Origin of the sequence: Mycolicibacterium austroafricanum (assembly GCF_902705885.1) — a bacterium.
Taxonomy (GTDB): domain Bacteria; phylum Actinomycetota; class Actinomycetes; order Mycobacteriales; family Mycobacteriaceae; genus Mycobacterium; species Mycobacterium vanbaalenii_A.
Genome location: NZ_CACSIP010000025.1, coordinates 38,083 through 56,076, shown reverse-complemented (window position 1 = coordinate 56,076; position 17,994 = coordinate 38,083). Strand labels below are relative to the sequence as shown.

The window sequence follows — 17,994 nt, the reverse complement described above, 5'->3', positions numbered from 1 at the left end:
AAGCCAACCGCCGACATGGTCGGCTTGATTCATAGCAGTGGTCATTCTTTCCGACCACCCCCCGACCCAAGACGCGAAATTTCGATACTCTCGTCCCCCGGGGCCATTGCTGATCACCTCAGCTGGCGTCATGTCCATTCGTTCGGCAAGAAGTGGCCGCATTGAGATGCACCACTGCTTGTCGACCTCTGGTGAGAACATGAAAGGCTGCGCAGCGGTGGGAGCAGGTGTAGGCGCCGGCGGTGCGGGCCTGGTGAGAGTGACGATCAGCGCAACCACTCCGCACACCAACCCGACGGTGCCGACGACAGCACCCAGGACCCCAAAGAGGTTCCTCGGCCGCCGAGGTGCCGGAAGCTGGGGTACGGGATAACCAGGTCCAGTTGTCGGATACGGAGCTGGCTGCTGTTGACCTTGCGGGGGCGCAGGCGCGTACGTCTGATACACCGTGCCTTGCCCCACCTCGGTCATAAAACCACGTTAACGGCCCTGAGCTGCACTGTCCACACCGATACCGACCGTTGTATCCATCGCCGCCAGCTATGTTACTTCGGATCACAGGTGGACGGCGTTGGCCCTGATCGTGTCGAGGCATTCGTCGAGTGTGGGGCGGTGACCGTATATCAGTGCCGCCGACGCTTCGTAGGCCGCTTCCAGCACATCTCGGCATTGGGACGTCGGATGCACTAGCGGGCTTTGTCCAAATCCGTCTGATGGTCGTGGTGTGCAGGGGAATCCGGCCTGCAAGCTGTGCACATAGATGTCAGTGCACAGTGCTTCTATTCCGGTCGGGCCTGCGGCTCGCAACGCGTCGAGGACCTGATCTGCGTTGAGGAGTTGGTGGACGTCGTAGATGTGGCGTCCAGCCGACAACAGTCGGGCTCGGTGTTTGTCGTCGCCGGCGTTGGTCGCAGCGTCGTGCAGCATTCCGAGCTTTTCCATCAGGGTTCGTTCCGGCGCGAGGACCTCGACGTCGAATGCCGCGAATTCGGCCCAGGTGTCAGCGGTATCACCTAGTTCGTTGATCGCGTGTTCGGCCAGCATGGACTGCATCGGATGCGTCTGGGTTGGGAAGGTTCCGCCGCGACAGCCCATCTCGAGAAGCACCCCGCCGCTGATGGCGTGGTGGCGCCGGCGCTCTCGTGGGTAGTGGTAGCGGGTGTTGCGTTTGACGCCTTTTGTGGGTGAGCCTTCTGTGGTGATATCGGCCGCCCCGAGGCCCAGGTGGGTACCGACGTTGTCGCGGATTGTTTTCAAGACACGGTCTTTGGCGCCAACACTGGCATCGACCGGTGGGAAGCCGATCAGTAAGTCCACGTCCTCGGAGAAGCGCTCGATGACGCCGTAGATCCGGCTGAGACTCGTTCCCCCTTTGAAGATCGTGTGGACCGGATGCACACCGCCGTCGCGGGATTCCAACGTGATGGGAGCGGTCGCGGCGCGCAGTGTTTCGGTAACCCAGAAATCTTTCTCGACGAAGACGTTGTTGATGCCGCGGGCGGTTGCGGTCAGGTCGATCAGGGCGCGAAGATCGTTGGGGTGATGCCGCAGAAGCGTCACGCCGCGGCCGCTATGAGGCGCTCGAAGTTTTTGCGTGCTCGTGGCGAGCGTTCGGTGGCGATCACCTCACGCAGCGCGCGTGGGCGCAGTGTGCGGGATTTGGTGCCGGCGCGGTACGTCGAGACCAGTGCCGGCCAGCCTTCATCGACGGTGGTTTCCCAGTCGCCTCGCAGGAGCTCCAGTAGCGCGATTTCCGTGTATCGCAGTCTGCGTCGGTTCATGTTGTTTCGGCGTGCGATTTTCACGCCGTGCAGCGAGGTGGGCACTGGGCCTGCCACGGTCAGTGTCGGCTCACGGGGGATCTGGGTGGTCAAGCCGAGGGCTCGGGCTGCGCTGTATCCGGTCGGGCCGACCCCGGTCTTGCCGAGGACTTCGGCGGCGATTTCCTCGGCCGACGGCCGCGTCATGCCGTACCGCGTTTTGGTGCCCTTGAAGTAAAGACCTTTGCGGACGGCGATGAGGTCGCCGGCTTTGTGCGCGCGGGACACAGCAGAGTTCTTGGCGGTGACCGTTCCGGGGAGGTCGCAGACACGGACAAAGCTGCCACGGGGTGTCCTGGCGATGGCCTTGCCGGGGGTGATATCTGCAGCCTTCATGGCATAAAAGCGTATCGAAAACCTCGCATTGCGTCTACTTTACCTGCATGTTTGTCGCTATCCGATGGTCGCAACGCGGATGACTGTCACTGCCCACCTCGGCTAGCCAGCGTCCCTGGCAGCTGAGAAGCACGGCAGCTGTGACTATGCCGTATCTCTACGGGCCGGTCGACCGCCACCGTCGACCGGCCCGCGAGGCGGGCCTGAACGGGGTGATTTGAATGGCCCGGCCTGGCCTTGCTGAGAATACGACCTTTGATCCTACTAACGGTAGGATAAGTGGTATGGCGAAGGAGAAGGTGTCGGTAACAATCGAACGCGACGTCCTCGCGACAGCCGACGTGGACGCAAAGCATGCCGGCCTGAATCGATCAGAAATGATCGAACAAGCCCTACGCAACGAACACCTACGCATCGCGCTCAACAACTACACCGCACACACCGTGCCAGCGCTCAACATCGACGCCTACGCGCAAAAGGTCTACCGGACAAACCGAGCCGCCGGCCTGTGATCACCCCAGGCGACATCACCCCCCGTCTCGACAGCGACCCCGAGCTGTACGTCGTGGTGCTATCGAACACGATCCACCTCGCGGCCCACACCGGCCGCGTCATCACATGCCCCTTCGTCCCCGGCGAAATCCCCAGCGCCACAATGGCCATGGTCGTCACCGTGCATCAACCCGAGGGCGTCGTCCTACCCGAACTCATCCAGTGGCTACCCACAGCGGCGCTTGACACCCCGATCGGCAACATCGGAACCACAGCGCTACGCGAAGCGACAACGATCGTGACCACCCTTCTCGGTCCGGAATAGGGCGGCCGCGCGGCCATCCGAGGCCTGGTCGGGTTCTACGAAGCCCATTCGTCGGTCTCGACGTTCTGGTTCTCCCCCCCGGGTTGTGCACGCCTTGGTCTTCGGCGACCTGTTGATGCCCGGAGCGCCTGCCGCGCGAATTAGTAGCGCTTGACATGCGACTATACTGATTGCATAGAGAGGTGGTGACGGCCATGGGACGCCCTGGTTCGGTACAGCAGGCACCGGTCACCGATGCTGTCCTGCGAAAAGTGGGCGCACAGCGCCGGCTGGTCGCATACCGCGAGCGCAGTGTGATCGTGGCAGCCGCACTGGCTGGCCGCCCGCAGACGGCGATCGCGGACTTGCTTGGTGTATCGCAGCCGCACGTCAGCCGCACGCTTGCCGCGGTGAAACGTGAAAATGATGGTGTGCTGCGGGTGGCGCCGTTGTCGGTTTCCTGCATCGTCGACGAGCGTGACGCCGGCGAGATCGACACGGACACGATGCTGCAGATGCTCAGCGAGCTCGACTACACCGAGGGATACGTCCCCGAAGTCGGCGGCCTTCCCACCGACGCCTACGTGCGGGGCACCTGGGACGATATCGAATTCGCCTACCAGCAAGACAAACTGACCTACGAGGAGTACGAGCAACTGTTCCGGGCTCGTCGGGCCCGCGAGAACGCCGTCGCTCCCGGGTGAGCGCGTCGACTGATCCGCTACGTGATGCGGTCGCTGCCGAGCTGGTGCATCTCACCGCCTTAGGCGGATTGCTGGCGCCCGACAGTCCCCGCGCCACGCATAGGGTGTTTGAGAATGATCCGCGGCGTGCACAGGTGCGCAAGCGGATCGTGACTGATTACCTGGCTCCGGCTGGGACCCTGGCCCCTGGCGGTGTGGCCGTGATAACGGCTGGCGCCCCGGGGTCGGGCAAGTCGCGGGCGCTCGATGCGGTTCTTGGTGCCAGCAAGGCCGGTTATCGGCGGCTGGATGCAGACACTGCCAAGGATCACATCCTCAACGAGGCGCTGCACAGCGGTCTGTTCGATGATCTGCTGTCGATGACTCTGGGTGATGGCCAGCCGATCGCCCCTCGTGAGCTCGCTTCCCTCGTGCACGATGAGTCCATTCGGATCTGGGATACGCTGCGCCGGCACTGCATTGGCCGTGGCGAACCGATCATCATCGAGGGGACGCTCAAGTGGCCGCCGCTTGGGGCGCAACTGCTTCGCGAGCTCCACCAAGGCGGATACACCACGGTCCGGATCGTGGCCGTCGACGTTCCAGAGGAAGTCGCCCAAGCCCGAGCGATCGGCCGGTGGTGGGACGTTCGCAGCGCGGGCACTGACTACTTGGGTGGGCGCTTCACACCCTCCGATGCCATCTCAAAGGCCTATCGGCCGGACGGAACGTGCGTCTGTATAGCCAATGCGGCTGCGCTGGTCGGTCCGGGCAGCGAGATCCCGGAAGGTTTGTCGGTCATTCTCGACGTGGTCGATGAAACAGGAGCCGTCAAACGCCAAAGCTGACCGATGTTGTACGGATTCTGCAATCGTTCGACCGGCACTCAGCCGCGACAAGCCCCCGAGCCGCGACCACGTGGCTGGGTTTTACCCGACGCGCTTCGGGATCCCGAAGCATAGGTCGGTGTCGACGTTCTGGTTGTCCCCTGGTTGTGGCACGCCTGGGTCTTTCGCGCCGACGATGCTTGGCAGTGCCGGCGGGGCCTGGGTTAGAGCCGGCGGCGAGTAGTAGGGGCCATGCTCGGTGTCGTCGCTGCTGCGGTGGTCGCGGTCCCACTGGAGGCGATCGATCGCGGCCAGCGCGCGTTGTCGCGCGGCGGCCATTTCTTCGCTGCTGCGATAGCAGTGCGTTCCCGGAGCTAGCAGTTGGTCGAGGTCGTCGTCGGCGGTCGTGGGCGATGAGCCGGACCATAACGCTCCGACGATGGCGACGATGATCCCACCGGCCAGCATGAGCACGACAAGGATTCCGAGGGCGTTGATTTCGCGAGTGAGGTAGCGGTGTCGGCTGGTGGTGCGGCTGCTCAGCTCGGTGAGGTCATGGCGCAGGGCTTCGATGCTGTCAGGTTCTGGTGTGTCGGCGGAGTTCTCGCTCAAAGTGGCTACCTGTCCAAATCCCGTTGTCGTCGATCAGATGTAGCGGACGGATGCCTGTTCGGCGGCCGCCTTCTCGTCGGCGGCCTCGATGGTGGCGGTGCCGATTCGCCGGCTCGCACTGGTTGATACCGATCGCACGCCGAGCTGGCCGCGGCCCGCGGTATCAATCACCTCCTGTTCGACAGCCCCCGTCACTACGGCCGCGTCGAACGGGGCCTTTCCTGCCAGGCCTTGAGGTCCTGATTTCTTGGCTAAGCCGCTGGCTGATTCCTGCTCAGCCTTGCTCGTGGTGGCATGAGCTTTCTCAGGGTCGAGTTGGACCTTGTCGCCACCTGAGGGTGACCCGGCACCAGCAAGACCATTGCCCGCGGGTTGCGCCAAGGCTGAGGCCATAGACGGCAGGGCCTGCGCTGCTTGCATCGCTGGCTGCAGCCCTTGGCCCAGCTGGGTGGGCAGCTCACCAACTTTCGACCCGAGTTCCTGGATGGGCCCCAGAAAAGTCGACGGGTCCATGTCGCTGAGGGGGTCGGATCCGTCGAGTCCGGACACACCTTGGGTCGGGTCTAGGCCAGGAGGCCAATCGCCACTGGCAGACGGATCGCCACCGGCAGAAGGGTCCTCTGCCGGGCCGCTGTCGTGTTGCGCTTCAGCGGGCTGGGACTGTTCAGAGTCCGAATGCGGGTGGTCGTGCTGCGCCTCGACCGCTCCGGTTGGCGGCATTGGTTTGTCGGCCATGCGATGTAACCTCCTGAGGTCGCTACCAGAATTTTAAGGGCGGATCCGCCCCAATCGATCACAGCGCAATCAAAGCGCTATCGGTGTTCACGTCGGCGATCTGCGGATCGCACTTTTGCGCCTTCAACACCAGCGGCGCCGCGCGCCGCAGGTCAGCCTCGCACAATGTGCGCGCTTGCCGGCGCCCATCCGGGGTGCTCCGGTCGATCAGCGGGTCGCTCATCGCTCGGTTCTTCATCCAGATGGAAGCCTCCGTCAGCAGCATGCGTACAAAGCGCCCGTTGGCTGCGCGGTCGACCAATGGACGCGGCTCCCCGCCGTAAGGATTGTAATCCTCGTATGTGCTGGTCAACTGGGTGAAAATCGCGGCCAAGTATCCACGTGCGCTCGGGTCGAGAATCGCTTTGGAACTCAGCCGGGCGATCACGTCGCTGATCGACAGCATCTCCTCGGCCGAGTACGACGGGAATTCCAGCTGCGCGGGGAACCGGCTTCGCAGACCTGGGTTGGCATCGAGCATGGCGTCGATGCGCAGCTTGTATCCGGCCAGGATGATCATGATGTCGCGACGGTGCTCCTCAGCGAAATTCATGATCGTATCGAGAGCTTCCACGCCGAAATCATTCGTCGTCTGCGGCTTCCACAACTCGTGAGCCTCGTCGACCACGAGCGTGGCTCCACGTGCCCGCTCCAGCCACTCGCTGGTGCGCTGAGCTGTTTGACCGATCGCCTCGCCCACGAGGTTCATCCGCGTTACCCGATACACGTCGGGGAATCGCAGCAGCCCCAATCCGCAGAAAATCTTGCCGGTCGCCCTCGCCACTGAGGTCTTGGCAGTGCCCGGTTCACCAACGAAAGTCATGCAGAGACTTTCGATTTCACCGACCGGCTCGCCAGCCGCCCGCATCTCCAAGTCGAATTTCTGGGCAGTCTTAAGCTGTTCTATCCGATCCTTGACCACGACCAAACCCACGTGGGCGGCAAGCTCGGCTTCCCCCTCAGCCAACAGCTCAGGGTCGCCGACGCGGCGCATCTCGCGCTCGAGTTCCTCCAGCGATGGTGCACTGTTGGGATCCCACCGGTTGGTGCGCGCGCTGATCACATCGTCGGTGACGACGGTCAGAACATAGCCGGAGTTATCCAGTGCTGCTTTGGCTTCCGGGCTGGTTCCGGTGGCCGCTGCCTTGGTCAGCCATTCAGTGGCCTTGTCGGCCTGGCTCAGGCTGCGCAGCGCGAGACCCGCGGTCAGCGCCGCAGACCCCTTCGTGGCCGGGTCGCCGTGCAGGTAGGCGAATTCGGCGAGCTCCACCGCGCGCCCGAACTGCCCCATTTTCGCGGCCGCCTGTGCGGTGAGCGCATCCATGGTGGCCGCCATCGTCACATCGGCGGGGCGCCGGCCCTTGTCCGCTGTGGTCAGCAGGTCAGTCCAGCGTTCGGTTACCGCGTACAGGATGGTCGATATCATCGTCACGTAGGTGTTTTCGGGCTGGTTGAGTTCGATCAGCAGATTCTCGGCGTCATCGAACCGGCGGTCACTGACCAGCAACCCGGCATAACCGGCGGCTAGTGCCGTCTTGCTGGTGATCGTAAAATTGCCGCCGATGGGTGTGCGCACAATGGGTGCCAGATGGCTGTCGGGCACTTCGAGGCTGCGCACTTCCCGATACATGTTGCGGGCATGAGTGTGCGCTGCGCCCAGGACTTGGGCGGTGGAACCTTGTGCGTAGGCCAAGCCCAGCCAGGCATCACACATCGTGGGGTCAAGGCGGGTGGCTTCACGAAAGCATCCTGCTGCTGTGGCAGCATCATTCCTGCTGGTTGCCACGCCCGGCAGCAACCCCAGGTGCCGCAGGCCTTCGGCGAACTTGCTGCTTGCTGTTGTCGGCATAGTTTTCAGCCTCCCGGGTTGAACGTAGTAGCTGCTGAGAACGCCAGACTCACAATGCCGGAGAAATACACCCCAACCTCCCACACCAACACCCCTACGGCAGCGCCAAGGGACCAATACCAAGGTTTCATCGTCTATTGGCCTTCCGGTGTTGTCGAAACGCTGGGTCCGTTGTTGCCTGGTTCGGCGTTGGCCGTGTCGGCCGCGACGTCGGGCAGACCCGGCACGGCCGGCGTGCTGTCCGTGTCCCCGCGGCGCGGGGCCCCATCATGGTCGGGCACGTGATCATCGGTCAGGTACTGCTGGGCAGCGCGTGTGGCGCCCGCACCACCGCCGCCGGCGCTGGGGTCCTCGTTTTCGCCGTGGCCACGGCCACGGACGCGTTCGGCGACGCGCTGGGCCACCGCGGCCTCCGGGGCGACGGTGGCCACGGCGGCGTCGGTCGCTGCTTGGGTGCGGGAGGTGGTAGAGCCCTGCGCTTCTTGGCTGTCGGGGGCTGAGGCTGTGGTGGGCATGACCGTTTCGGGAATGTTGTCGGGGAGTGTGGGCACGTCGGGATCCCGCGGGCTGTTCTTACCCTGCCCATCGCTGTCCTCATCGTCGGCGTCGTCTGATTCGCCGTCGCCGCGCGAATTGAGCCAGTTGTGCGCCCATTCGCCGGCCGATTGCCCTTTGGCGAAGGTGCCCAGCATGGCCGCTTGCGCCGCTGTCGCCGGGCCCGACATGGCCCTGGACACTTTGCGAAATGACATGGTGCGAAACGATCCCGTGATTTTCCAGAACGCGACGATCGCGGCCCCAGACAAGATCGTCGCGACGAGAAACTTCACCACCGGGTGGTTGATGCCGGTGCGTGCTGCGAACTCTTCTCCTGTGGCCGAGATCATCAGGACCGCAATGAATGAGGCGAACACGGTGTAGGCGAACCATTCGAACGCGGCCATACCCAGGTTCTTGATCAACTGAATCCACACACGTTGTGTAGGACCTGGAATCGCCCCGGGGCCGCTCATAGGGATAACACTGATGGCGTAGGCACCTGCCTTGAAACCTACTTCGACCTCAGCGATCACCACGTAGATGATGAACAGGCCCATCACGGCCGCCAGCAGCCCGAAGATCCCGACGGCCGCCAAGGCCTCCCACGCGAGGTGTTCAGCGTAGTCGGCCGCGGCGCTATCGCATCCCCTGATCTTATCCAGCGCCACAGAGCTATCGGCGGTGGCCAATGCCTGCTTGTAGGCCTCGTCGCACTGCGAGCCGAGGACGTGACCGAAGTTGACCTGCATGAGCGGCCCCTCCTGTAGGGAGGTCACCATGCGGGCCATCGCATTGTCGAGCTGGGCGGCACCGGTGGCGCCCGGCAACGCCCCGTTGCGGGCAGCCGCCTCACCCACCTGAAATCCCAAGTGACGAATGGCCGCCAGTAGCCCAGTGTCGGGCGAGTACAGATCCCCCACAGGATCAGAGAAGAACGCCAGGCTTAACAATCCGACCCCGAACGCAGCGGCCATCATCGCCATGCCGCGCCCGCGTTCACCCAGCATGAACACCACACCACCGGTTGTCAGCCCGATCAACAAGCAGACCGGCAAGATGCCCAGCTGCACCACCACCTGCACCAGCGCCGTGAACAGGGGCGCGAACAGCGCCGCGAGCCACTGCAGCCACACCATCGACTGCGCGAACTTAAACAGCCACAGGATCAGTGACATAAACAGCAGGAAGCAGGCCACCGCGCCAGTCAGCAGACCAGCCGGAAAGGTAAAAGTAACAATGTCTTTGAAGACCTGCACAATCGCCAGAATGACGTCGAAGAACCCGTTTCCGCGTCGATCGGACAACGTGATCAGATGCATTGATGAGGACGGGATTCCGCGCAGGCTGTGCAGCCCAGTCCAGCCCATCATGTTCCCTGAGCGCGATACCGCCTCGGTAGTGTCGTCAGCGCGAGCGATGGCGGCTTGCGACTTCATCATCCACACGCACACCAAATAGCACACCGTATAGATGCGGATCGTCCAGCGCAGCCGCGACGAGCGAGTGTACCACCACGCCGCGATCACGCCGCACCCCGCTGACCATTGCTCGGCTTACTGGCCCCGTCGGTGCTCTTTTGTTCGTTTGGGTTGGTGTTCAGTCTGTCTGCCAGCTCCGCAGTCGGTGCGCCCAGCAGCTTGCCGCGCCCCACCCTGCGGAACTCGTCGCGGAAGAAGCACTCACCCTCACGCCCAGATATCGTCTTGCCGAAATCTGACATGGCCAGATCGAAATCGTCAGTGGCCATCGACATTTCGAGGGTGTCATTCAGCTCAGGCGGCGAAGTGTCGTCAATATAGCGACGCACCACGTCGGGATACTCGGCCTCGGTGATCCCCATGAACCGCTCCAGATGGGCTTTGGCGACATCATCTTCATCGAACCGGGTCAGGATCGTTTGGGTCACGAACTCCGTCCCCATCTTCCTGCAGTCGTTGATCAGGTTCTGGCTGATCACGACAAGGCCCGTTTGCAGCCGCCGGGCCTCGCGGGTGATCTTGTGAGCCCGCTTGCCCCCGGCCGGGGAGTTCAAATAGCCCTCGGCCTCTTCAAGCACGATGAAGTCGCTGCTCTGTGAATCGTTGAAGAACAACTGCTGCGACAGTTCGGCGCAGATGCCATAGATCGCCTGCCCCGCCCGCTCGCGCCGTGAGATTCGGCTCGCTAGATGCTCCGTGTCGTTCTCCGTGCTGGTGGGCAGCGGAATGCCGGCCATGTTCCACACCAGCCCTGAAAGCTTGCTGATATCAGGGGCTTCCAACAACTCATCGGTCAGCGCCCGCATATACGAGCGGTTCGACAGCACCTCGAACTTGTTGAGCATTTCCCGATCGGCGTCAGTGCTGGCCTCTTGCCTCAACACTTCCACCAGCCGGTTCCAGCTGCCGATGCCCTTCGTGTCACGCGAGGCGGGTTCCAGCAGCAGCTCCAGGCGATCACCCTCGCTGCTTTCTGCCGGATACCCCAACAATGGCATGAGATGGTCGACGAACACCTCCCCGCCGACGTCGGGGCTCAGTAGGCGCAGCAAGTCCATGGAGACCTTGCCGCCGGCCACGTCAATCACCTTGACCCCAGGTTCCTGCCCGATCGCCTTTTCCCATTCGCGGGTATCAGTGGGGTCCACGACGTGAATCCGTGAGCGGCGCTTCATCAGTCCGATCACAATGATCTTCGAGCAGTGCGACTTACCGCCACCAGGTGATCCACCGATCAAGATCACGCCCACATGTCCGCGCCCCGAGGCTCCCTGCAGGTCCAGCAGCACGATCTCGCGGCGCAACGTCGAGTAGTTCACCAGCAGTGGTATGCCTGTGGAGTTGCCCAAGCCGGTCGAGATCAGCGGCACGAACCGAGAGAACTTCGTCGGTGTCGTCGGATGGCCCATACCCTCGAGTCCGGCCTGCTTCTCGTTGCCGGGAGCGAAAACCTTGATCAGCCCGGCCTGCGACCCAGGGAATGATCGCAGCGAAACACCCGAGCGATCCATGATGCTGAGCAACGCCTGTTCCAGGTTGCGCGCTTTGCTCAACGAGTCCGCGCCGGCAGCGAACACGACATCGACGTTCATGCCCTTCTGCCCAGGTTCGGCGCTGAGTAGATTGTTGTACTCGCGCAGATCCTGCATCTGGTGCTTGAGTTCGTCGTCATTGAGCGCGGCGATACCGCGCTGGCGGACCTGGTCTCGAATGTTCTTGGCGGTACTGGTGTTGTGATTCTTCTCGTCCTGCACGTGGTTCAAGCTCAGCCGCATCGCGCAGTTCACCCGGCCCAGGGCGGGGTCGATGTGGTCGATCAATTTGAAGATCTCCGAGCCAGGGAATCGCAGCTTCTTAGCGCCAAACAGCGTCACCACGCTCTGATAGCTCGGCCTGATCTCGGGGGTGTCCGGGCGCGTCACTTTCAGAATCGACTCGTCGCGCCGGCCGCCGCGGGGGTGGAACTTGGCCCGCCGGAAAACGCCCCTTGCCGGCACCGTCGGTGCCGGAAACGGGTCGTTGAATGCGCCGAGGGAACAGAACTGGTCCCACAACCACTCCTGCTGCGCCTCGGTGACCGGTGTGGGTTTGAAGTCACGCGGCAGCCCCCGAACCATGGTGTCTGCGGTCTCCCGCCAGCCCTCCAACGTGGTGGCCGCTTCGCTGTCGGCACCAGCAAGCCAGTTCCGGAAGCGTTGCTTTGCAGAGCCTTTGGCGTACCCTTCCAACCCGGCATCCACAGGCATCGCGATCCAGAACAGACGCTGGTAGGGCGCGTAGGCCCGGAAAGTGGATTCATAGGCCTGCACGTGTTGAACCCACGGATCCTGCAACTCCCCCGCGACCGCGCGCCGCAGTTGCGCCGGGCTCAGGTGTCCCCACAAGGCGCGTCGCATGATGAAGTCGATGTCAGTCGGTGCGGCCACCAGATACAGCAACGTCCCCGACGGCAAGGCCTGTGTGAGCTGGCGGTGCAGTTCCGCGAACCGGCGGCGACGTTCCTTGCGCTTGAACATGTATGGCATGCCAGATAGCAAATAATTTGCGTAGACGCCACCGTCACAGACAGATAGGTTTTTCTCTGCGAATTCCGGGGGTTGTATTTGCACAAATAGACGCTAACCCCGGTATGCCCGAAGTGCTACAGAGCTACTTTCTTAACGGTTTCTTGTAGATTCCGTCGCCCGTGTCGACGATTTGAGGGAACCAGCGGCGCACCATCCACACGAACCGCGTGAGCAGCGGCGGTCGGCCCTTCTTGATCTGCCGTGCCGCCGCTACCGCGCCCGCCGAGATCATGACACTGAAAATGCCCTTAGTCAGGGGATCGTTATCGAGGTTGATGATCACCCAGAACACAGTCCAGGCCAAACCTAGGACACCGATGACCAGATCCACTGGGCCCCATGGCCCCAGAGGGATCTTGAACGAGTCCGACTCCGAGATCGATATTGGGACATCCCGAAACGAGCTGAACAGCTGTGCTGAATCCTCCTGCGCCATAACGAGAAGTCCTTAGCTGCCGTACGGGGTGCCGCCGCCGGGCGGAACCACTTGTACCGTCCGCACACCTTGGCTATTGAGCCAGCCGCCCAGCAGGCTGTAAGCACCCCAACCTGCGCCCACAATGCACGCCACCAGGATCACCCCGAGCGCTGATGCCACCGCGGCGCCAATACCGCCATGCCTGCTCATCATGCTCTTCACCGTCACCACCGCGCCGACAGCGAAAACCACCGACACGCACGTGATCACGACCTGTACCGCCGTGCTCTGTACGAACGAGAACGGGTTCACGGCCGCAAGAATCTGGGTAGTCATCAGGAAATCTCCTATCGGGTAGAGGTCGGTGAGGATGCCGCGGATTCGATGGCGTCTGCGCTTACATCGACCAGCGGCATGTAGTCCAAGCGCGACACGGCCCAAGCGCCCTTGGTGAAAGTGACCGTCAACGGATAGGTCATGGGCCAGTCCAACACCTGTTCGGTTTGCACTGTCACCTGAGCCAGCACCTGCCGTTCGGTACCCTCAACGGGGCTATCCGGAATAGGTTGAGTAGCTTCGAGTTTGGTCAAGAACGCCGATTGATAGGCCCCCAGAGGCCCAATCTGCGCTGTCCCGGTGACGTAATGGGCCAGCTGCCCGGCATCGCTGGTCGTGAGGAACACCGTGAAGAATCCCGCCAGATCGGTAGCCAGCGGAGCTCCGCCCTTGCCCGTCTTCACATCAGGGGTCGTCACTCCGTAGCTGTAGAGCGTTGCCAACCTGACCCCAGCCGGCGGTCCCCCGAGACGTTCTGGAAGGCTGACACCAGCCGGACCGTGATCGACCACGCTGACCGGCACGGCGTAATAGGCACGCTTGGCGGCAGCCCCCGCGTACGGGCGCTCCAGCGTCGTCAAAAACACGGTGTACAGCTGCGCCGTACTGGTGGACTGGCGCTTGTCTTCCAACGTCGTCAACGCCAGCGGCGTCGTGATGAAGATCTTCGGGGTCTCCGGCAGCGCGTAGTCGTCAGGCAAAGGAAAGCAATCCTTGAGCAAGTCCCGCTCCGCGGTAGTGGCGATTTTAAACAGCGCAAAGCACTCGATCGCCCAGGCGGTGGCCACCGCGCTCTCGTTGGACGTCGTCTGAGAGATACCCCGCACATTCGGACCCTCAGGCGGACGTATCCAGCTCCATGTAGTGGACGTGCCAGCAACGATCGTGCAAAAGCTCAAATAAATGGCCAGCAGAATGCCAACAACTTTGCCGATCAGTTTGAAACGGTTCTTCCAGGTCCGCGTCATGCGACTATTCCCTCATGCCATCCGGCAAATCTCTACAGACCGTATTCTCAGTTCGGAACATGGCCTATCACCTCGATCCGGCTCGTCGCGAACGACTGATCGATCGCATCGCGCATGCCCGGATCCGAGGAAGCGTTAGGTGCATCCCCGGTACCGGGGCTTCCCGGTGAACTCGACCCGTCCGGGCCGAACAGGCCCCCGAAGATCCCGCCACCTGAGGGTGCCGAGTTCTGCGGCACCTGGTCTGTGGGCGGCCGAGAAGTCTGCACCACGATTCCCCGAATCCAGCGAGTGCGGATGTTCTCCACCGGCACCGTCGCAATGCCTTTAACGTTCTTGGTGTCCTGGTCGACATAGCGGCCCTTGACATCGTTCATGAACCACCACCGGATCTTGGTGATGATGCGGTGCTGGCCCCACTCCTCCTTGCCGCCCGGGCGTTTGGCCAGCCATCCCGGCGCCAGCTTGATCGCCACCGCGGTGATGTCATCGGAGAACTTCAAATCGATCGGCTGCCCCAGCCCCAGCCCCGGCCCGTAACACACCCACGCGCTGTCGCCGGTGGGGTCTTCGACGTTGCGTGCTGTCGTTGAGCCTTCCCCGCAGTCGGCGGAGGCCTCGAAAGGCATGGACCGGTCCGTGCTGGCGGACTCAGTTGCTGAAACCGGCGGTGTCGTCGCAGAGCCGGCGACGTTGACCCTGCGCTGAGGCTCAGGGGCGGCCACGGCCGCAGTATCTTTGCTCAACACATTGACCATCACGATGATCACCACGGCCACAAACACACCGACACCGCCCAACACCGCCAAGGTGGTCTTGGTACGCCCATTGACCGTGCTGTCCTCATCTGAATCCTGCTGCCCGCCCGCAGGTTTCTCGATCTCGGATTGCTCGATCGCCACAGTGGAGAACCGGTCCCCGAAATCTTGGTCATCATCATCGTTATCTGCGGTCGGCACGTCCTCGTCAGCACTCGCCTCGAGCGGTTCCTCGTCAAGGATCACAATGTCGTCTTCGCGGCTATCCCCGGCGGCCGCCTCCGGGTAGATGCGGCGCAAGAACTGCGCATCGGTCTCGCTCATGGCGACGCCTTCGGGTAGGCGCGGGTATCGAGCACCAGTGCGCGACCCACACCGCCGCCTGGATGCCGGCGCCGGTACTGCTCGAAAATAGACGCATCCGGGTTCTCCCCTGATGTATCAGGGCCAGGCATGTCGGCGAGCTCCGCGCCGCGGTAGCGCGGACCTACCAGCGGCACGTCTTCGGCCAGTACAGCACGCTGAGCCGAGTCGGTCGCGGCCATGGGCTGAGCCCCTGCCCAGCGCCATATCCCTTTGGTGCCGGCCCACATCAGCGCACACACCGCCCCCACCACAGAGAAGACCATGACAGTCAGCACTGTCACCGCACCCAAAATCAACGCGATCAACGGCCCTGCGATGGCCCCAAAGATGAAGATCGACAACAGAACCTTCCACATAGTTCGGATCGTAAGCCCGGTTTAGGTGAAGTTGAACTGCGCCAAAGCGGCGATAGGCTCGAATTGTGCTCACTGTCGACGTCCGTTTGGATCAGTACATCGGCCGTCGACTGATGGCGATGGGTTGTCGGCGCGGTGATCTAGCCGCCCTAGGCGGGCCATCACGCTCACATATGGCGAAAGTCTTCGCAGGCCAACGGACTCTGACACAGCGCATGGCCCTACGCATCGACAACGCGCTCCAATGGCCACCCGGCTCGACGATGCGTGCAGCCCGCGACGGCACCGTGCCCGTACCGATGGACTTCCCAGGGCCCCTGCACACGTTGCTGTGCCAGGCAGCCCAACTCAACCATCAAATCCGCCAAGACGCCGACCACATCAGCGAGGCGATCACCAAAACCTATGCCGCCGTGGACCACTTCCCAGCGGCACATACCACCGGGCAGATACGCGAGAGCCTCCAAGCCGCTCAGGACTACTTGACAAGTTCCCAGCGCCTCATGGCCCAGCTGCACCACACACTGCAGCGTTCTCACGATTGGATTCCCTGATGCGCACCTGTACCCAACACGTCGATGACCTACGGCGTGAATGGATCATGCACAACCAAGGTCCCTTCCTCATGCAGCACCGCCGCGCCGAACTGCTCGGCAGGTCGCTGAGGCGCCGGCGCCGCCAGGAGTTCACGCCGTCCCCCGATCAGCATGAAGACGAAGTCACCCCCACCATCTGGCAGCGGCAATGGAACACCCCCGCCGACTACGCCGAAGGTGCAACTGTGCTGGTGCTGGCAGCCGTGGCGCCGGCGGGGTGGGCAGCCGCCCGGATTCTGTCCAATTACCTTGTGTCCCTTATTCCACAGCGCCTCTACGCCTACCCGCTAGCCATGCTGTTCGGTCTCGCAGCACTCACCGGCGTTGCGTTGCCGATGTTCTACGACCCGCCCATGACCGTGCTTGGCGTGCTGGTGGTGCCGTGGCTGATCTGGCAAATCCCCGCAGCCCTTTTCATCGCCGCTGGCTACGGCATCCTCGAAGGGTGGCTGGCCATACCGGAAAGCCAGGACTGGCTACCACTGAAGCGGCCCGAAGCCGAGATCGAAACGTTCCAGATCATGGAAGCGCGGGACCACACCCCACGCATTTGATCGAGCACACCCGATAACGACCTACCGATGGTGCTAAGTGTCGAGCGCCTGCCAATACGGGTTCGGCGAGGTGGAAGTGAACACGCCGTACCTGCCGCTCATTGCTGCGGCCACGGCGGTGCGTCCAGAGGCTGTATCCCCTGGGCGCTGACCTGGTAGCGGACGGTGCCCACACCGGCCGGGGCCGCCAACGGCTCCTCGCCCAGGGGCCATCGGTACTCCACTGTCACCACATCGCCGGTGACGTCGAGAACGCGCGTGTACGGGCGCGGATCCGCGGTGGCGGTCCCAATGTAGGTGCCGCGGTAAAACAGAAGCAGGTGTTCCGGTGAGGACACAGTGCCCTGCGTGATGACGGCCAACGCCCACGTGACATCGCCGTTCTGCTCGCTGCGAGCGAGCGACCACGCGTGCATACCCCACAGGGGCGGAACGAGCCTCAGGGCCGCTTCGATATCGGTGGGGGCGGCGTGCGTCATGCGTTGTCTCTGTGAGCGGGCGCGAGAGCCGTCTGTGCGCGTTCAATGAGGATTCGATCGTCGGTGGCGGATCCCACATCGACATACACCGCGCGGTCAACCAGTTTGAAGGACTCGGGGTTGGGTAACGGCAAGGGCGGCCGGAACGTATCGGCGGTTGGCAATCCCCATGTGTCCCCCACTAAGTCTGCCGTTGGCCAAACACAAGAGCCGTCTGAGCCTAGTCCCCACTCCGGCGGGCGCAGTGGGGAAGGCGCGAAGAAAGTACCTTCTGCAGTGAAGATCCAGGTCGTTCCCCCGTCACGCATCCGCTCCGCATCGAACACTGTGACCTCGCGCATCTCAGCCCCTAGGCTTCCCACGTACAGCCGGAAGTTCCTGTAGTTGCCATCGGTGGTGACAAGGATCAGCGCGTCGCCGGCATTGTTGACACAGAGGTACTCAACACAGCGTTCAGCCGGACCACTTCGGTCTGTGTCAGCCATAAGTCCCCCCCATTTGTACGCTAGGCCGGCCTGTTGAACGACAGGCATTGTGCCCACTGACTGCGCGCGTCCTCATTGACCACAGTGAAGATTTCGTTGAGGATTTCTTCAAGCTCGATATTGGTCAGCCGGGCGGCCACAGCAGGATGCAAGCTGAGCTTCTTCCACTGACCGTCACCGTGGATTTCCAGGTGCACCAGATCATCACTGGTGCCGGCATCAGAGGTTAACGAGTCGAGTTCCTGACGCTTGCTCTTGAACACCGCCTGCACCTGCTGCAGCTTTGCCTGAGTTGCCATCACTCGCTGTTCGGGTGGCAGACGACGTAGCGCCTCGGAGGAAGGTAGATGCGGAATCTCCACAAAATGATCCAAACACGGCCCCCGCTGGTTGTCT

The 17,994-nt window shown here is 62.6% G+C and carries 21 protein-coding genes; 6 read left to right on the top strand and 15 right to left on the bottom strand.

Features of this window, described 5'->3' with window-relative positions:
* Positions 1-555: 555 nt before the first annotated feature.
* Positions 556-1,560, bottom strand: coding sequence for a nucleotidyl transferase AbiEii/AbiGii toxin family protein (locus BEMPMBAN_RS17765; protein WP_159232462.1), 1,005 nt, complete (start codon positions 1,558-1,560; stop codon positions 556-558).
* Positions 1,557-2,156, bottom strand: coding sequence for a DUF6088 family protein (locus tag BEMPMBAN_RS17760; RefSeq protein ID WP_159232460.1), 600 nt, complete (start codon positions 2,154-2,156; stop codon positions 1,557-1,559). The genes BEMPMBAN_RS17765 and BEMPMBAN_RS17760 overlap by 4 nt, the downstream gene beginning before the upstream one ends.
* A 284-nt stretch (positions 2,157-2,440) precedes the next feature.
* Here BEMPMBAN_RS17760 and BEMPMBAN_RS17755 point away from each other — a divergent pair, with 284 nt between their 5' ends.
* The 4 genes from BEMPMBAN_RS17755 (at position 2,441) to BEMPMBAN_RS17740 (ending at position 4,483) form a co-directional block, all read left to right on the top strand.
* Positions 2,441-2,668 carry a ribbon-helix-helix domain-containing protein gene (locus BEMPMBAN_RS17755; protein ID WP_159232459.1) on the top strand — a complete coding sequence of 76 codons (228 nt, stop codon included), beginning with the start codon at positions 2,441-2,443 and terminating at the stop codon, positions 2,666-2,668.
* Entirely contained in the window at positions 2,665-2,973 is a 309-nt protein-coding gene (locus tag BEMPMBAN_RS17750) for a toxin (RefSeq protein WP_159232457.1), read from the top strand. The genes BEMPMBAN_RS17755 and BEMPMBAN_RS17750 overlap by 4 nt, the downstream gene beginning before the upstream one ends.
* Positions 2,974-3,167: 194 nt before the next feature.
* On the top strand, positions 3,168-3,656 hold the full coding sequence (locus BEMPMBAN_RS17745; protein WP_159232455.1) for a helix-turn-helix domain-containing protein: 489 nt from the start codon (positions 3,168-3,170) through the stop codon (positions 3,654-3,656).
* On the top strand, positions 3,653-4,483 hold the full coding sequence (locus BEMPMBAN_RS17740) for a zeta toxin family protein (RefSeq protein ID WP_159232452.1): 831 nt from the start codon (positions 3,653-3,655) through the stop codon (positions 4,481-4,483). Before BEMPMBAN_RS17745 ends, BEMPMBAN_RS17740 begins: the two co-directional genes overlap by 4 nt.
* A gap of 81 nt (positions 4,484-4,564) precedes the next feature.
* Here the strand turns inward: BEMPMBAN_RS17740 and BEMPMBAN_RS17735 are convergent, their stop codons facing one another.
* The 10 genes from BEMPMBAN_RS17735 to BEMPMBAN_RS17690 form a co-directional block, all read right to left on the bottom strand.
* Positions 4,565-5,074: a hypothetical protein gene (locus tag BEMPMBAN_RS17735; RefSeq protein ID WP_159232450.1), complete on the bottom strand. Its 510-nt coding sequence runs from the start codon at positions 5,072-5,074 to the stop codon at positions 4,565-4,567.
* Between the two features lie 33 nt (positions 5,075-5,107).
* Positions 5,108-5,587 carry a hypothetical protein gene (locus BEMPMBAN_RS17730; protein ID WP_159232448.1) on the bottom strand — a complete coding sequence of 160 codons (480 nt, stop codon included), beginning with the start codon at positions 5,585-5,587 and terminating at the stop codon, positions 5,108-5,110.
* 280 nt (positions 5,588-5,867) lie between these two features.
* Positions 5,868-7,697: an AAA family ATPase gene (locus BEMPMBAN_RS17725; RefSeq protein WP_159232446.1), complete on the bottom strand. Its 1,830-nt coding sequence runs from the start codon at positions 7,695-7,697 to the stop codon at positions 5,868-5,870.
* 134 nt (positions 7,698-7,831) lie between these two features.
* Positions 7,832-9,763 carry a hypothetical protein gene (locus BEMPMBAN_RS17720; RefSeq protein WP_159232444.1) on the bottom strand — a complete coding sequence of 644 codons (1,932 nt, stop codon included), beginning with the start codon at positions 9,761-9,763 and terminating at the stop codon, positions 7,832-7,834.
* On the bottom strand, positions 9,760-12,231 hold the full coding sequence (locus tag BEMPMBAN_RS17715; protein ID WP_159232442.1) for an ATP-binding protein: 2,472 nt from the start codon (positions 12,229-12,231) through the stop codon (positions 9,760-9,762). The genes BEMPMBAN_RS17720 and BEMPMBAN_RS17715 overlap by 4 nt, the downstream gene beginning before the upstream one ends.
* Before the next feature lie 133 nt (positions 12,232-12,364).
* On the bottom strand, positions 12,365-12,613 hold the full coding sequence (locus BEMPMBAN_RS17710) for a hypothetical protein (protein ID WP_159232440.1): 249 nt from the start codon (positions 12,611-12,613) through the stop codon (positions 12,365-12,367).
* A 117-nt stretch (positions 12,614-12,730) separates the two neighbouring features.
* A complete protein-coding gene (locus BEMPMBAN_RS17705) occupies positions 12,731-13,036 on the bottom strand; it encodes a hypothetical protein (protein ID WP_159232438.1) in 306 nt (101 codons plus the stop codon).
* An 11-nt stretch (positions 13,037-13,047) separates the two neighbouring features.
* Positions 13,048-14,004 (bottom strand): conjugal transfer protein, encoded by a 957-nt coding sequence (locus tag BEMPMBAN_RS17700; RefSeq protein WP_159232436.1) that lies wholly within the window; start codon positions 14,002-14,004, stop codon positions 13,048-13,050.
* 47 nt (positions 14,005-14,051) lie between these two features.
* Complete coding sequence (locus tag BEMPMBAN_RS17695; protein WP_159232435.1) at positions 14,052-15,086, bottom strand: hypothetical protein; 1,035 nt, start codon at positions 15,084-15,086, stop codon at positions 14,052-14,054.
* Positions 15,083-15,484 carry a hypothetical protein gene (locus BEMPMBAN_RS17690; protein ID WP_159232433.1) on the bottom strand — a complete coding sequence of 134 codons (402 nt, stop codon included), beginning with the start codon at positions 15,482-15,484 and terminating at the stop codon, positions 15,083-15,085. Before BEMPMBAN_RS17690 ends, BEMPMBAN_RS17695 begins: the two co-directional genes overlap by 4 nt.
* A 215-nt stretch (positions 15,485-15,699) precedes the next feature.
* Here BEMPMBAN_RS17690 and BEMPMBAN_RS17685 point away from each other — a divergent pair, with 215 nt between their 5' ends.
* Together BEMPMBAN_RS17685 and BEMPMBAN_RS17680 are read left to right on the top strand one after the other, a co-directional pair.
* Complete coding sequence (locus tag BEMPMBAN_RS17685) at positions 15,700-16,038, top strand: hypothetical protein (protein WP_159232431.1); 339 nt, start codon at positions 15,700-15,702, stop codon at positions 16,036-16,038.
* A complete protein-coding gene (locus BEMPMBAN_RS17680) occupies positions 16,026-16,634 on the top strand; it encodes a hypothetical protein (RefSeq protein ID WP_159232429.1) in 609 nt (202 codons plus the stop codon). Before BEMPMBAN_RS17685 ends, BEMPMBAN_RS17680 begins: the two co-directional genes overlap by 13 nt.
* 98 nt (positions 16,635-16,732) lie before the next feature.
* On the opposite strand, the gene BEMPMBAN_RS17675 is transcribed toward BEMPMBAN_RS17680, so the two are convergent.
* Genes BEMPMBAN_RS17675 through BEMPMBAN_RS17670 form a run of 3 tightly spaced genes read right to left on the bottom strand, consistent with a single transcriptional unit; the run spans position 16,733 to position 17,960 of the window.
* Complete coding sequence (locus BEMPMBAN_RS17675) at positions 16,733-17,113, bottom strand: LppP/LprE family lipoprotein (protein ID WP_159232427.1); 381 nt, start codon at positions 17,111-17,113, stop codon at positions 16,733-16,735.
* Entirely contained in the window at positions 17,110-17,598 is a 489-nt protein-coding gene (locus BEMPMBAN_RS32735; protein WP_234897548.1) for a hypothetical protein, read from the bottom strand. Before BEMPMBAN_RS32735 ends, BEMPMBAN_RS17675 begins: the two co-directional genes overlap by 4 nt.
* Positions 17,599-17,618: 20 nt before the next feature.
* On the bottom strand, positions 17,619-17,960 hold the full coding sequence (locus BEMPMBAN_RS17670; RefSeq protein ID WP_159232425.1) for a hypothetical protein: 342 nt from the start codon (positions 17,958-17,960) through the stop codon (positions 17,619-17,621).
* Between the last annotated feature and the right edge of the window lie 34 nt (positions 17,961-17,994).